The organism is Rhodanobacter thiooxydans LCS2 (assembly GCF_000264375.1).
GTDB lineage: Bacteria > Pseudomonadota > Gammaproteobacteria > Xanthomonadales > Rhodanobacteraceae > Rhodanobacter > Rhodanobacter thiooxydans.
The window spans coordinates 1-13,797 of the sequence record NZ_AJXW01000006.1; the positions used below are offsets into that span (position 1 = coordinate 1).

Annotated in this window: 11 protein-coding genes; 4 read left to right on the top strand and 7 right to left on the bottom strand. The window is 68.8% G+C overall.

Translation table 11 applies throughout. The features are described from left to right. Window positions 1–41: 41 nt before the first annotated feature. Genes UUA_RS01600 through UUA_RS01610 form a run of 3 tightly spaced genes read left to right on the top strand, consistent with a single transcriptional unit; the run spans window position 42 to window position 3,245 of the window. A complete protein-coding gene (locus UUA_RS01600) occupies window positions 42–743 on the top strand; it encodes an ABC transporter ATP-binding protein (RefSeq protein WP_039953401.1) in 702 nt (233 codons plus the stop codon). Next, window positions 740–1,906, top strand: coding sequence for an ABC transporter permease (locus tag UUA_RS01605; protein WP_008433691.1), 1,167 nt, complete (start codon window positions 740–742; stop codon window positions 1,904–1,906). Before UUA_RS01600 ends, UUA_RS01605 begins: the two co-directional genes overlap by 4 nt. Before the next feature lie 13 nt (window positions 1,907–1,919). Then, entirely contained in the window at window positions 1,920–3,245 is a 1,326-nt protein-coding gene (locus UUA_RS01610) for an ABC transporter permease (protein WP_008433692.1), read from the top strand. 180 nt (window positions 3,246–3,425) lie between these two features. Here UUA_RS01610 and UUA_RS01615 read toward each other — a convergent pair whose 3' ends face one another. The 3 genes from UUA_RS01615 to UUA_RS01625 all read right to left on the bottom strand — a co-directional run bounded on the left by UUA_RS01615 (window position 3,426) and on the right by UUA_RS01625 (window position 6,257). Then, window positions 3,426–4,814, bottom strand: a complete 1,389-nt coding sequence (locus tag UUA_RS01615) for a short-chain fatty acid transporter (RefSeq protein WP_008433693.1) — start codon at window positions 4,812–4,814, stop codon at window positions 3,426–3,428. Between the two features lie 186 nt (window positions 4,815–5,000). Next, a complete protein-coding gene (yedA, locus tag UUA_RS01620; protein WP_008433694.1) occupies window positions 5,001–5,927 on the bottom strand; it encodes a drug/metabolite exporter YedA in 927 nt (308 codons plus the stop codon). 54 nt (window positions 5,928–5,981) lie between these two features. Further along, window positions 5,982–6,257, bottom strand: coding sequence for a hypothetical protein (locus tag UUA_RS01625; RefSeq protein WP_008433695.1), 276 nt, complete (start codon window positions 6,255–6,257; stop codon window positions 5,982–5,984). 78 nt (window positions 6,258–6,335) lie between these two features. Between UUA_RS01625 and UUA_RS01630 the strand changes: the two genes are divergently transcribed. Then, complete coding sequence (locus UUA_RS01630) at window positions 6,336–6,695, top strand: Rieske (2Fe-2S) protein (protein WP_008433696.1); 360 nt, start codon at window positions 6,336–6,338, stop codon at window positions 6,693–6,695. 15 nt (window positions 6,696–6,710) lie between these two features. On the opposite strand, the gene UUA_RS01635 is transcribed toward UUA_RS01630, so the two are convergent. The 4 genes from UUA_RS01635 to UUA_RS01650 form a co-directional block, all read right to left on the bottom strand. Next, complete coding sequence (locus UUA_RS01635) at window positions 6,711–7,979, bottom strand: nucleotide sugar dehydrogenase (RefSeq protein ID WP_008433697.1); 1,269 nt, start codon at window positions 7,977–7,979, stop codon at window positions 6,711–6,713. A gap of 100 nt (window positions 7,980–8,079) precedes the next feature. After that, window positions 8,080–9,897: an SLC13 family permease gene (locus UUA_RS01640; RefSeq protein WP_008433698.1), complete on the bottom strand. Its 1,818-nt coding sequence runs from the start codon at window positions 9,895–9,897 to the stop codon at window positions 8,080–8,082. 334 nt (window positions 9,898–10,231) lie between these two features. Further along, window positions 10,232–10,933, bottom strand: coding sequence for a tRNA (guanosine(46)-N7)-methyltransferase TrmB (gene trmB / locus UUA_RS01645; RefSeq protein WP_008433699.1), 702 nt, complete (start codon window positions 10,931–10,933; stop codon window positions 10,232–10,234). 71 nt (window positions 10,934–11,004) lie between these two features. Then, window positions 11,005–13,299 carry a FecR family protein gene (locus UUA_RS01650; protein ID WP_008433700.1) on the bottom strand — a complete coding sequence of 765 codons (2,295 nt, stop codon included), beginning with the start codon at window positions 13,297–13,299 and terminating at the stop codon, window positions 11,005–11,007. Window positions 13,300–13,797: the final 498 nt, after the last annotated feature.

The window sequence follows — 13,797 nt, forward strand, 5'->3', positions numbered from 1 at the left end:
CGAGCGGGCTCCTACAAAGAATCCATTCATTGGAGAACACCATGGCCACGCTGATCAAGATCAAGGACCTTGCCAAGACCTACGCGCGCGGCAAGCAGAAAGTCGAAGTGCTGCACCACGTCAACCTGGACATTGCCGAGGGCGATTTTCTCGCGTTGATGGGGCCGTCCGGTTCCGGCAAGACCACCTTGCTCAACCTGATCGGCGGCCTGGACACGCCGAGCGCCGGCAGCATCAGCGTGGGCGGCCAGCGCATCGACCAGTTGGGTGGCGGCGCGCTGGCGAAGTGGCGTGCGTCGAATGTCGGCTTCGTGTTCCAGTTCTACAACCTGATGCCGATGCTGTCGGCGCAGCGCAACGTGGAGCTGCCATTGCTGCTGACCAAGCTGTCGGCGGCGCAGCGCAGGAAGAACGCCGCCATCGCGCTGCAGCTGGTCGGCCTGGCCGACCGCGCGGGGCACAAGCCGGGCGAGCTCTCCGGCGGCCAGCAGCAGCGCGTGGCGATCGCCCGCGCGATCGTCTCCGACCCCAGCCTGCTGGTCTGCGACGAACCCACCGGCGACCTCGACCGCCAGTCGGCCGAGGACGTGCTCGGCCTGCTGCAGCAGCTCAACCGCGAGCACGGCAAGACCATCGTGATGGTCACCCACGATCCGAAGGCGGCCGAGTACGCCAGCCACACGCTGCACCTGGACAAGGGCACGCTGGTCGAACAGGCGCTGGCCTGTGGAGGTCTCCCATGAAATACCTCCACCTGATCTGGGCGGCGCTGTTCCGGCGCAAGACCCGCACCGTCCTCACCCTGGTGTCGATCGTGGCCGCATTCCTGCTGTTCGGCATGCTCGACGGCGTGCGCACCAGTTTCGCCAACGCCGGCAAGAGCGCGGCCGGTGCCGAGCGCCTGCAGACCGGCTCGAAGCTGTCGTTCATCCAGCCGTTGCCCTCGGCGCTGGAGGCGAAGATCGCCAACGTGCCCGGCGTGAAGGACGTGGCCTACGCCAACTGGTTCGGCGGCGCCTACCAGGACTCGCACAACCAGATCTTCACCTTCGCGGTGAGCCCGAACTACGTCGACATGTACCCGGAGATCGTCGTCGCGCCGGAGCAGCGCAAGGCGTTCGAAGCCACCCGCACCGGCGTGCTGGTCGGCGACGTGCTGGCGAAGAAGTACCACTGGAAGGTCGGCGACAAGATCCCGCTGATGTCGAACATCTTCCCCAACCGCGACGGCAGCAAGACCTGGACCGTCGACATCGCCGGCATCATGTACGCCAAGGATCCCGACCACGGCGAATTCCTGCAGGGCGGCATCCTGATGCACTGGAAGTACTTCGACGAGTCCAATCCTTACAACCAGGGGCAGGTGGGCTGGTACGTCAGCCGCGTGGCCGATCCTGCCCAGGCCGACCGGGTGGTGCAGGCGATCGACGCGTTGTCGGCCAACTCCGACCACGAGACCAAGACGCAGACCGAACAGGCCGCGATGGCGTCGTGGATCAAGCAGATGGCGAACATCGGCCTGATCGTGTTCTCGATCATGGGCGCGGTGTTCTTCACCCTGCTGTTCCTCACCGGCAACACCATGGCGCAGGCGGTGCGCGAGCGCACCTCGGAGCTGGGGGTGATGAAGACCATCGGCTTCTCCAGCACCAGCGTGCTGATGATCGTGCTGGCCGAATCGGTGCTGCTGGTGCTGATCGGCGGCGTGCTGGGGCTCGGCCTGGCGGCCGTGCTGGGGCCGGTGGTCAGCGCCGGCAGCGGCGGCGTCATCAACATGCCGCCGGTGCATGCGGGCAGCTGGCTGCTGGGCGTGGGCCTGATGGTCGCCATCGGACTGCTGGTGGGGGTGCTGCCCGCGTGGCGGGCGATGCGCCTGAACATCGTCGATGCACTGGCCGGCCGCTGAAGGAGAATCCGTCATGGACAAGTTGAAATCGTTTCTGCGCGGCCTCGGCCTGAGCCTGGTCGTCGCCGCCGGCATCGCCGCCTGGACCGTGCTGCCGTGGCCGGCGCTGCTGGCGCTGGCCGTGCTGTTCGCGCTGTGGCTGCTGCTGGCGCGCACCGGTCGGCAGGCGGGCTCGGTCACTCGCGTCGGCGTCAGCACCCTGCCGCAGCGCATCGGTGCCTCGTCGGTGGTGGTCATCGGCGTCGCCGGCGTGGTCGCGGTGCTGGTGTCGATGCTGGCGATGGGCGTGGGCTACCGCGAAACGTTGAGCAAGAGCGGCAGCGCCGACACCGCCATCGTGCTGCGCGGCGGTTCGGCCTCGGAGGTGTCCTCCGTGCTCGACCATGCCAGTACCACGGTCATCGCGCAGGCGCCGGGCATTGCCCGCGACGCCGCCGGCAAGCCGATCGCCTCGCCGGAGCTGGTGGTGGCGGCGAACCTGCCGCTCAGCGATGGTAGCGGCGACGAGGGCAGCGTGCAGGTGCGCGGCGTCGGCGAGCAGGCCTGGACGCTGCGGCCGGAAGTGAAGATCGTCGCCGGGCGCAAGTTCAAGCCGGGCCTGCGCGAACTGGTGGTGGGCAAGGGCGCGCAGCGCCAGTTTGCCGATCTGGTGCCGGGCCGCGAGATCAAGCTGGGCAGCCAGACCTGGACCGTGGCCGGCGTGTCCGAGTCGGACAACGCGATGGATTCGGAACTGTGGGGCGACGCCAACGTGGTCGCCGACACCTACCGTCGCGGCAGCAGCCGTACCTCGGTGTTCGTGCGCCTGACCAACCCCGCGGCCTATGACGCGTTCAAGGCGGCGCTGTCCGCCGACCCGCGCCTGCAGGTGGACACCAGCACCACGCTGGACTACTTCCGCAAGCAGTCCGAGGGCGTCACCAAGGCCATCACCATCATCGGCATCGTGGTCGGCGTGATCATGGCGATCGGCGCGGTGTTCGGCGCACTCAACACCATGTTCGCCACCGTCGCCACGCGCGCCCGCGAGATCGCCACGCTGCGCGCGATCGGCTTCCGCGGCCTGCCGGTGGTGGTGGCGGTGATGCTGGAGACCATGCTGCTGGCGCTGCTCGGCGGCGTCGTCGGCGGCGCGCTGGCCTGGCTGGTGTTCAACGGCTACAGCGCCTCGACGCTGGCCCAGGGCACGGTCGGCACGCTCAGCTTCAAGCTGGCTGTGACTCCCGCGTTGCTGTGGACCGGCCTGAAGTGGGCGCTGGCGATCGGCTTCATCGGCGGTCTGTTCCCCGCCGTGCGCGCCGCGCGCCTGCCGGTGACCACGGCACTGCGCGAGCTGTAATGCAAACCATGCAGGAGCGCACTCTATGCGCTCCTGCGCATCACCGGCGGCACGCAGAGCCGTAGGGCGGGTACTGCCCGCCGCTCTCCGTCACTGCGCGAATTGGCGGGCAGTGCCCGCCCTACACTCATTGGAAAGGAGTCCCGGATTGTCGGCTTCTCCGAATCCGAATCCCGGCCCTCAAGGCATCACCGGCGGCACGTAAGTCAGCGTCATGCCCAGCAGCCACAGCATGCCCAGCACCAGTGGCACGTGCACCACCAGCTGCATGAAGGTGTAGCCGACCACGTCGCGCGCCTTCAGCCCGAGTACGCCGAGCAGCGGCAGCATCCAGAACGGATTGATCAGGTTCGGCAGCGCCTCGGCCGCGTTGTACACCTGCACCGCCCAGCCCAGGTGCACGTGCAGGTCGTTCGCCGCCTGCATCACGTACGGCGCCTCGACCAGCCACTTGCCGCCGCCGGAGGGCACGAAGAAACCTAAGATGGCCGAGTACGCGCCCATCACCGCGGGGAAGCTTTCCTGACCGGCGATGTGCACGAACAGGTTCGACAAGCGGTGCGCCAGCGTCGAGCCATCGGCGCCAGGAACATGGGTGAGCAGGGCGGCGATGCCGCCGTACAGCGGGAACTGGATCAGCACGCCCGACGTGCTCGGCACCGCGCGATGCACGGCGTCGAGGAAGCTGCGCGGGCGCCAGTGCAGCAGGATGCCGAGGGTGAGGAACAGGAAGTTGTAGGTGTTGAGGTTGGCGATCGCGGTCACCGCCGGCTTGCTGGCGAATTCGTGGCCCAGCCAGCCCAGTCCGAGCAGGCCGATCGCCAGCGCCAGCAGCGGACTGTATTCCAGCCACTCGCCCGGACGCGTGCGTGGCGGCAGCGCCGGCGTGGAGCTTTCGCCGATGTCGAAATCCTTCGAGGTGCGCGCGTTCGCATCCGACGGCGCGGTGAACCAGCACACCAGCAGCGAGACCACGATCAGCACCGCGGTCAGCACGATCGACTGCCACAGGAAGATGGTCTGGCTGAACGGCAGCACGCCGGTGATCGCCAGCAGCCCCGGCGGCATGCTGGCCGGGTTCGCCTGCAGCTGCGCCGCCGACGAGGACAGGCCCATCGCCCAGATCGCGCCAAGGCCGAGATACGCCGCCGCACCGGCCGCACGGTAATCCATGCGCAGGTCCTCGCGCCGCGCCAGCGCGCGCACCAGCAACCCGCCAAACACCAGCGAGAAGCCCCACGAGAGCAGCGAGGCCAGCATGCTGACCAGCGCGATGTAGACGATCGCGCCGCGGCCTGTGCGCGGCGCCCGCGCCAGCACGTCGATGAAGCGCGCCACCACCGGCGCGGTGGCCAGCACGTAGCCGCCGATCACCACGAACGCCATCTGCATGGTGAACGGGATCAGGCTCCAGAAGCCGTCGCCGAACGCGGTGACCGTGGCCGTCGGCGTGGCGCCGAAGGCGAACGCTGCCAGCGCCACGACGACCACGCCCAGCGCGGCGAACACCCATGCATCCGGAAACCAGCGCTCCGCCCAAGCGGCGCTGCGCAATGCCGCGCGCGCCATCCACCCGTCCTGCCTCGCGTTCATGCCGCTCTCCGCCGGTGACTCGCGCCATCGTCGCGCGGCGGTGGCCGCGTGGGCAAGCCGACCATGGTCGAGAACACCAGGTAGGAGCCCGCTCGCGGGCGATGCTTTGAAAGCCGGGATTCCGGATCCGCGAAAGCAAGAGCATCGCCCGCGAGCGGGCTCCTACGGTTCTGCGGTGTTTCCCTTGCGCTTCGCCAGCGTGATCACCGCCACGCCGGCCAGGATGATCGCCATGCCGGCCAGGTCGAACGGCCCCACGTGCTCGCCGGCCAGCAGCACGCCGAACAGCACCGCCACCGGCGGGTTCACGTAGGCGTAGCTGGTGGCCAGCGCCGGGCGCGCGTGCTTGAGCACGTACAGGTAGGCGCTGAACGCGATGATCGAGCCGAACACCGCCAGGTAGACGATCGCCAGAGTGGAACGCAGGGTCGGATGCACCGGCAGCCGTTCACCGCTGAGCAGGGCAAAGCCGAGCAGCGCGGCGCTGCCGCAGATCATCTGCGCGGCGGTGTTCATCGGACCGGGCGGCATTGCCTGGCGCCGGCTCCACACCGAGCCGAACGCCCAGGCCGCCGCGGCTACCAGCAGGGCAGCCGCGCCGATCGACGAGCCGGCCAGGCTGCTGCCCAGGTTCAGCACGATCACGCCGGCGAAGCCGATGGCCAGGCCGATCGACTCGCGCCGGTGCGGCCACTCGCCATACATGCCCGAAAACAGCGCCGCGAACAGCGGCATGCTGGCGACTGCCACCGCGGCGATGCCCGAGCTCACCCGCTGCTCGGCGAAGCACACGAGGCCGTTGCCCAGGCCGAGCAGCAGCAGGCCGGCGACTGCCGCGTTGCGCCACTGCTCGCGCGTCGGCGGTGCCATGCCGCGGCAGCGCAGGAAGCCATACAGCGCCACGCCGGCGCCGAGGAAACGCACGCCGGCGAGCAGGAATGGCGGCCAGCTTTCCAGCGCGAAGCGGATGCCCAGGTAGGTCGAGCCCCAGATCACGTACAACGCCAGCAGCGCCAACGGAATCAGAAAGCCGGGATCAGTCAGGCGGCGCGGCCTTGCGGCCGCGATGGAGGCAGCGGTATCGGACATGGGGGTGGATCGCGTGGGGAAGGCGCATTATCCGCCGGTTTCCCCGCCGCGGGTTCAATGCGTGACCGGTCGTCCCTGGCGGATCACCACGAACTCGCCTTCCATCACGGCCGGCCTAGCATCTGTCCTGGCAGCGGCCGGTCGGGCCGGGGTGCTGACCAGCTTCCACTGGCGCACGGCCAGCCACACCAGGCCACCGAGCAGCAGCACGCTGGCTACCACCAGCCCGAACACCAGCAGCACACCCAGCACCGCGATGCCGAGCAGCAACGACAGGGCACGCGCCAGCGGATGGCGGGGACGATGGTGGAGCGGCAGGACAAAACGCATGTGTTAAAAATCCGTGTGGTAAAATCAACGACTTACGCGTGCAACCATGGGGCCATCCGGCCCGCGAGGCAAGTGCCGATGGATACATTCACTCCCGCCCAGTCGACGAACCGGCAGGCGCTGTGCCGGCTGGACGAGATCCCCGATGGCGGCGCCACCGCCGTCGACGCCCGCCTGCTCGACGGCGAGGAAAGCCTGATCCTGCTGCGCCAGGGCGACGAGGTGCGCGGCTATCTCAACATCTGCCCGCACGCCGGCCGCCGTCTCGACTACGCCCCCGGCAAGTTCCTGCTGAAGGGCGACACCCTGACCTGCTGCGTGCACGGCGCCACCTTCAACCAGGCCGACGGCCTGTGCATCGGCGGCCCCTGCCGCGGCGAGCATCTGCGCACGGTGGCAGTGCAGGTGGAGGCGGGCGTGGTGAAGCTGGCGCAGTGAGGCTGGGGGATCGGGTTACAGCCGGCCGTCCACCGCAGCGGGCGGCAGCAGGCTCTTGATGTCGAACACGACACAGTTCTCGCGGCCGTAGCGGCGGATGTCCGCGTCGCCGTGGCCGAGGAAATCCCGGTGCGCCACGGCCAGCACGATGGCGTCGTAAGCATGCTCGACAGGCGCGTCGATTGGAGTGATGCCGAGTTTCTGCAGGGCTTCCTCAGGGTCGGCCCAGGGGTCGTGTACATCCACCCGGGCATGCGTGGCCTCGAGCTCGCGCACGATTTCCACTACGCGCGTGTTGCGCAGGTCTGGGCAGTTCTCCTTGAAGGTCAGGCCGAGCACCAGGATGCGCGAGTCGACCACGTGGATGCGCTTGTTCGCCATCAGGCGGATCACCTGGTGCGCCACGTACAGCCCCATGCGGCTGTTGATGCGCCGCGCGGCGAGGATCAGCTCGGGGTGGTAGCCGAGGATGGTGGCCTTGTGCGTGAGGTAGTACGGGTCCACCCCGATGCAGTGGCCGCCGACCAGGCCGGGCTTGAACGGCAGGAAGTTCCACTTGGTGCCGGCGGCGTCGAGCACGTCCTGGGTGTCGATACCCATGGTGTTGAAGATCATCGCCAGTTCGTTCACCAGCGCGATGTTGACGTCGCGCTGGGTGTCCTCGATCACCTTGGCCGCCTCGGCCACCTTGATGCTGGGCGCCTTGTGCGTGCCGGCGGTGATGATGCGGCGGTACAAAGCATCGACGAAGTCGGCGGTTTCCGGGGTGGAGCCGGACGTGATCTTGGTGATCGTGGGCAGCCGGTGCAGCTTGTCGCCGGGGTTGACCCGCTCCGGGCTGTAGCCGCAGGTGAAGTCGTGGTTGAAGCGCAGTCCGGAGGTGCGTTCCAGCACCGGCACGCAGATTTCCTCGGTGGTGCCGGGGTAGACGGTGGATTCGTAGATCACCACGTCGCCGCGCTTGAGCACGCTGCCGATGCTGGCGCTGGCGCTCTCCAGCGGGCGCATGTCCGGCCGGTTCGCCTCGTCCACCGGAGTGGGCACGGTGACGATGAACACGTTGCATCGCGCGAGGTCGCGCACGTCGGTGGTGAAGCTGAGCCGGCCGGCCGCGGCGAGTTCCCCGGCGGGGGTTTCGAGCGTGTGGTCGTGGCCCTGCCGCAGTTCGTCGACCCGGCTGGCGCTGGTGTCAAAGCCGATGGTGTCCAGCTGCTTGCCGAACTCCACCGCAAGCGGCAGCCCGACGTAGCCGAGCCCGACGAGGGCGATCCCGGGTTCGTTCAAGTGCGTATTCCCTGTTGCTGATGGCGGCGCATCGTGCGGCGCGCGGTCCGGCGGCGAAAATACCAGCGATGCGTGCTGCAGTCGCTCGTCCGGCGTGCATTCAATGGAACATCAAGTTGATCGCGAGCAGGGTGACGACGAGGACCAGGAAGGTCAGCGGCAGGCCCACGCGGAGGAAGTCCTTGCCCTTGTAGCCACCGGGGCCGGTGACCATCATCAGCGCGGGGTGGCCGGAGCTGAGCAGGAAGGTGTTGGAGGAGGACACCGCCACGATCAGCGCGTAGGCCGACGGGTTGCCTCCGGTGGCGACGGCCACGCTGATCGCGATCGGCACCATCATCACGGTGGCACCCACGTTGGACATCACCTGCGAGAACAGCAGGGTGAGCACGGCCAGCACCAGTTGCAGCAGGTAGGGCGAGGAGTTGCCCAGGTAGTGCAGCACCTGCTGCGCCAGCCACGCGGCGGTGCCGGTGGCGTCCATCGACCAGCCCAGCGGGATCAGGCAGGCGATCAGGAAGACGGTTTTCCAGTTCACCGCCTTGTACGCCTCGTCCATGTTCAACACGCCGGTCAGCAGCATCGCGATGGCGCCGGTCATCATCGCGATCGACAGGTCGAGGTTGGTGAACAACGCCAGGCCCTGGGCCAGCAGGAAGAAGCCCACTGCCTGCCAGATCTTGCCGGGGCGCTGCTGCTCCTTCGGGATGTCGGTGACGACGACCAGGTCCTTGTCTTCCGCGGCCAGTGCCAGGTCGTGCCAGTTGCTGTGCAGCACCACGGTGTCGCCGGCGCGCAGGCTGACGCCGCGCACATCGTCGCGGAAGACCTGATCGCCGCGGGTCACCGCCAGCACCGAGATGCCGAAACGCTTGCGCAGGCGCAGCTCGCCCACGGTGTGCTTGATGAAGCGCGACACCGGCGGGATCACTACCTCGGAAATGCCGGCGCGGGTCGGGTTGAACAGTTCGCCGAGCTGGCGCATGCGGGTGGACAGCCGGCACAGCTGGTTGTTGGCGAACTGGTTCAGTTGCTCGCGCGGGCCGAGTACGCCCAGCACCGAGCCCACCCAGATCACGTGGTCGGCCGGTGGCGCCATGCGCGCGTCGTTGCCGCTCTTGATCGCCAGGATCAGCGGCGCCTCGTGCAGCTGCTCCACTTCGCCGATGCTCATGCCGACCAGCGGGCTTTCCGCGGTGACGGTGAGTTCGGCGGTCTCGCCGACGATGCCGTAGGTCTCGGCGAAGTAGCTCTCGGTGCGCCCCGGCGTCACCTTCAGCCGTTCGTCCTCGTGTCCGGGCAGCAGCTTGCTGCCGAAGAAGTAGAAATACGCCACGCCAAGCAAGGCCAGCGTCAGGCCGATCGGAGTCACGCTGAACAGGCCGAATTTGGGGATGGTGTGCGCGCCGGGCATCAGGTTGGCGTTGGCGCTGGCGATCAGGTCGTTCAGCACGATCAGCGAGGAGTTGGCGATCAGTGTGGTGTTGGTGGCAGTGAGGATGCAGAACGCCATCGGCAGCAGCAGCCGCGACAACGGCACGCCGGTGCGCGCCGCCAGCCGGCTGGACACCGGGATCATCAGCGCGGCCAGCGCCTGGCTGGGGATGACCGCGCTGAACAGGCTGGCCACCAGGTTGATCACCACGCCCAGCCGCGACTCCACGCCGCGCGCCATGCGCATCACGAAGTTCGCGGTGAGGTTGAGCACGCCGGCGCGGTCCAGCCCCTCGCCCATGATCATGATCGCGATGATCGCGATCACCGCGTTGCCGGCAAAGCCGTTGAACACCCGGTCGGCGGGAATCAATCCGGTGAGGCCGATCACCACCACCACCAGCAGCGCCACCATGTCGGCGCGGATCCACTCCAGCACCAGCATCAGCATGGTGAAGCCCACCAGTCCGAGTACCAGGATCATTTCGGGGGTGAGCGAGAGTGCCACTAGCCGACGTCCCGGCGGGGCAGCTGGCAATCATGGATACGGCGGGGCAGTGGGAGCTTCACGCTGCGGTCGATTCGTCCCTGGCGGATGAGCGCGAGTATAAGCGGGGTGGTGCGATGACTGGTGAACCAAGGGCCAAGAGCGACCCCACCCCAGCCCTCCCTGCGACCGAAGGAAGTTCCTTTAGAGGCAAGCAGGGAGGGAGTGCAGCAGACGGGCCGGGTAGCTTTTCTTCCTCCCTCTGCGCAGTAGGGGAGGACACCGCCGCTCTGCTTCTCCCCCTGCGAAGTAGGGGGAGGTTGGGAGGGGGTCAGGCTCTGCGATAAAGCAGATCCCACACCCCATGCCCCAGCTTCAGCCCGCGCCGCTCGAAGTGGGTCTCGATGCGCCATGCAGGCTTCTCGGCGTACTCGCCAGGGCCGGTGGCGTTGCGCCAGTCGGGCGCCGCTTCCATCACCTCCAGCATCTGCTCGGCGTAGGGCTGCCAGTCGGTGGCCAGGTGCAGCAGGCCGCCGCTTTCCATGCGCGTGGCGAGCAGGGCGACGAATTCGGGCTGGATCAGGCGGCGCTTGTGGTGGCGCTTCTTGTGCCACGGGTCGGGGAACCAGATGCGCGCCTCGCTCAGCGTGCCCGGCGCGATCTCGAGCTGCAGCACTTCCACGGCGTCGTGCTTGTACAGCCGCACGTTCTGCGCGTTGCGCGCGGCCAGCGCGTTCATCAGGCGGCCCACGCCGGGGCCGTGCACTTCCACGCCGATGAAGTCACGCGCCAGGTCGTGCTCGCTGGCCCAGGCCAGTGCTTCGCCGTTGCCGAAACCGATCTCCAGCACCCGCGGCGCCGCGCGGCCGAAGGTCGCGGCGAAGTCGTGCGGGGTGCCCTGGTAGTCGATGCCGTAGCGCGACCACAGCGTGTCGAATGCACGCTGCTGCGCCGGTGTCATGCGCCCTTCGCGCAGCACGAAGCTGCGGATGCGGCGAATGTATTCGGGGGGCGTGTCGTCGATCGTCGGCATCCGTGCATTGTAGAGCTTTGCCCGACCCCAGCCCTCCCCGGCGAGCAGGGGAGGGGGCCATGCTCGCGGGTTCAGTGCTCTCCCTGGTCCTCACGCACCTGCCGCTTGGGGTTGGACGCTTCGCCGCGTTGTGGCTGTCGCGTTTCTGCGCGAGGCTGCGGCATGGCGCGCGGTTCCGGCATCGCGCGGGGTTCCGGCATGCCGCGCGGCTCCGGCATCGCGCGTTGCTCCGGCATGGCGCGGGGTTCCGGCATCGCACGTTGCGGCGGCTGGTAGCGCGGCATCGGTTCGCCGCGGTCCGGGACGGGCAGCGGACGCGACGGTTCGCGCACGTACTCGCGCGACGCGGGTTCGGGCCGCTGGAAGCGCGGCGCAGCCGATTCGCGCAACGTCGGCTCCATCGGCTGCGGTCGTTGCTGCTGCATGGCGCGTTCGGACCGGTAGCGCTGGAAGCGACCATCGTCCGCTGGCGTCGGCAAGCGGCGGGATTCGGCGCGACGGATCGGCGCCGGCTCCGAAGGCAGCGGGCGGTTGTCGGGGATCGCGCGCGGCCGCCCTTCGGTGGCTGGCGTGATGTAGCTGACGCCCGGACGCGGCATCGCCTCGGGGCGGTTCGCGTCGTCGCGACCACGCGGATGGGCGAAGCGAGCCGAGCGCAGTTCGGCAGCGTCGCGCGACATCTGCGGCCGGTCCCCGGGACCGGCCGCGGTGATGCGCGGAGCGACCGGAAGCTGCCCGGACATGGTCGCCGGCCGCCGCGGGCTGGCGTCGTTTCGATCGGTCAGGTCCGCGTGCTGGCTGCGCCCGGGCCGACCCGTGTCGTCGAGCACGCGTACGTTGCTGCGCGGCGTGGCGAAGCGATTGTCTCCGGGGCGGAAGGCAGCCTCGCGGGGCGCTGGTGGTACGCGTCGCGCCACCACCTCACGGTCGAAGCCGCCGGCAGGCAGGTCGCGCGCGTGCGCGCTGCGCGGCGGCCGGTCGGCGTTTTCCTGCGGGCGCAACCGGTCGATGCCGCGCACCGGCACCGGTGCGCCGGCGAGCTTGCGCGGATCGACATTGAGCAGGTCGCGTTGTACGCGGCGTCCTTCGGCGAAACTGCGGCCGGGTACGGCGGTGAAGCCGCGCGGCGCCATGCGGTTGGCGTAACTGGCGTCGCGGAGCGGACGGCCCGTGCGGTAGTAGTTGTACTGGTTATTGATGTTGTTGATGACGGTGGTGCGGTTGACGGTGTTGTGCACGTAGATGTTGGTAACGTTGACGCGCGTGTAGTAGCTGCGGTCGCAGCGATACCATGGGTTGTAGACCTCGCCCGGGCCGAGCGGGAACCAGCCCACCGGCGCGCTGCCGATGCCGATCGACCAGCCGCCGCCGCCGACGAAGGCCACCAGCGCTGGCGCGTAGACCGGGCGTACCTCGATCGGGCCCGGGATCCAGCCCCAGCCGCCGCCGAGGTAGGCCCAGCGGCCGTAGTGGTAGGGCGCGAAGCCCCACGGCGCGTCGTCCACCCAGGTCCAGCCCCAGGGTGCGATGTACGCCCAGTGGCCGCTGCGGTACGGCGCCCAGTCGACGTCGACGTCGGAGGGGTACCACACCGCGCCGTACTCGCTGGTTTCCCGCCAGCTGCCGTAGCGGTCGAGGTCCTGGTAGCCCACCACGTCCTCGGACACGTAGCGGCGGCTGGACGAGCGCGTGTAGCGGCGATCGCGCTGGCTGGCCCAGTCGTCGAACGCGTCGCCACCGGCGTCGTCGGTGATCGTCACCGTGGCCAGGCTGGAGTCGGTGAAGAGGTAGCTGCGGCCGGGGTTGATCGGGCGCTGCGCATTGTTCTCGCCGAACACGGTGGCGCGGCCGTCGAGCGCGGTGACCCGGGTGCTGCCGTCGCGATCGTCGACGTCGACGCGGAAGGTGCCGGGCTGGTCGGCCACCAGCGCCACCGTCGGAGTGTCGATCTCGTAGCTCTGGCCGTCGTCGAGGCGGCGCACGGTGAGGCTGAGCGTGCCTTGGGTCAGCTCGACCTGGGCCAGGTTGTCGTTGAGGTCGAGCAGGCCGAAGTCGGTCCGCCCGTCCATGCGCAGCGTGCCGCCGCCGAACTCCAGTTCGGCGCGCGCGCCGCGGGCGGTGGACAGTTTGTCGCCGCGGGTCAGCGGGCGGTTGATGTTGGCGTCGCTCCAGTCTTTCGCGCCGGCAGGCAGAAAGCCGAGGTCGCCGGCGATGTACGACAGTCGCGCCACCCGGCTCGGCGGATCGGCGCGGTCGTTGGCACGGTTCTGCGCGTGGGCCAGGCCCGCGACCAGGCACAGCAGCATCAGCGCCAGCGCTTGCCAGCGGCGGCGCCACGAAACGGGGAACTCGGCAAACCTGGGCATGCGACTCTCCTTGGGGAGCGCGTATGAGGCTGGAGCGGGGCGGGCGTTCGTCATGGTGCGGTCAACGTGCATTGTCAGGCCGGCGATGACGGCCGCCAGAGTGTCCGCAGAGGGCTGTTCAGCACGCGTTGGGCGCCGTGCCGCCGTTCTGCGTCCGCGCTGCATGCGGGGGTGTCCTGCGCCAAGCCAACATCAAGAGCCTCCCCCCGTCCTGGCCCCCTGCGATGCAGGGGGAGGGGCCGCCCGTGAGGCTGCGCGCCCTGCTCCCTCCCCTGCCCGGCAGAGGAGGGGCAGGCGACCGCAGGGAGTGCTTTAGCTGAGGGGTGCTCTTGGCTGACCGCGCATGAAGCCGCACGCTCTGCTCCCTCCCCTGCTAGCAGGGGAGGGTTGGGGAGGGGGTGCTGTTGGTCTCCCCAAGCTTTCCAACCACGCGAATCCCGGGTTACCATCCGTCGACCCGGCGGGTGTAGCTCAATGGTAGAGCTGTAGCTTCCCAAG

Coding starts and splice junctions, on each gene's coding strand:
- UUA_RS01600 (WP_039953401.1), top strand. CDS start 42: ATGGCCACGCTGATCAAGATCAAGGACCTTGCCAAGACCTACGCGCGC.
- UUA_RS01605 (WP_008433691.1), top strand. CDS start 740: ATGAAATACCTCCACCTGATCTGGGCGGCGCTGTTCCGGCGCAAGACC.
- UUA_RS01610 (WP_008433692.1), top strand. CDS start 1,920: ATGGACAAGTTGAAATCGTTTCTGCGCGGCCTCGGCCTGAGCCTGGTC.
- UUA_RS01615 (WP_008433693.1), bottom strand. CDS start 4,814: ATGGCGCGCGCGGCATTGCGCAGCGCCGCTTGGGCGGAGCGCTGGTTT.
- yedA (WP_008433694.1), bottom strand. CDS start 5,927: ATGTCCGATACCGCTGCCTCCATCGCGGCCGCAAGGCCGCGCCGCCTG.
- UUA_RS01625 (WP_008433695.1), bottom strand. CDS start 6,257: ATGCGTTTTGTCCTGCCGCTCCACCATCGTCCCCGCCATCCGCTGGCG.
- UUA_RS01630 (WP_008433696.1), top strand. CDS start 6,336: ATGGATACATTCACTCCCGCCCAGTCGACGAACCGGCAGGCGCTGTGC.
- UUA_RS01640 (WP_008433698.1), bottom strand. CDS start 9,897: ATGATCCTGGTACTCGGACTGGTGGGCTTCACCATGCTGATGCTGGTG.
- trmB (WP_008433699.1), bottom strand. CDS start 10,933: ATGCCGACGATCGACGACACGCCCCCCGAATACATTCGCCGCATCCGC.
- UUA_RS01650 (WP_008433700.1), bottom strand. CDS start 13,299: ATGCCCAGGTTTGCCGAGTTCCCCGTTTCGTGGCGCCGCCGCTGGCAA.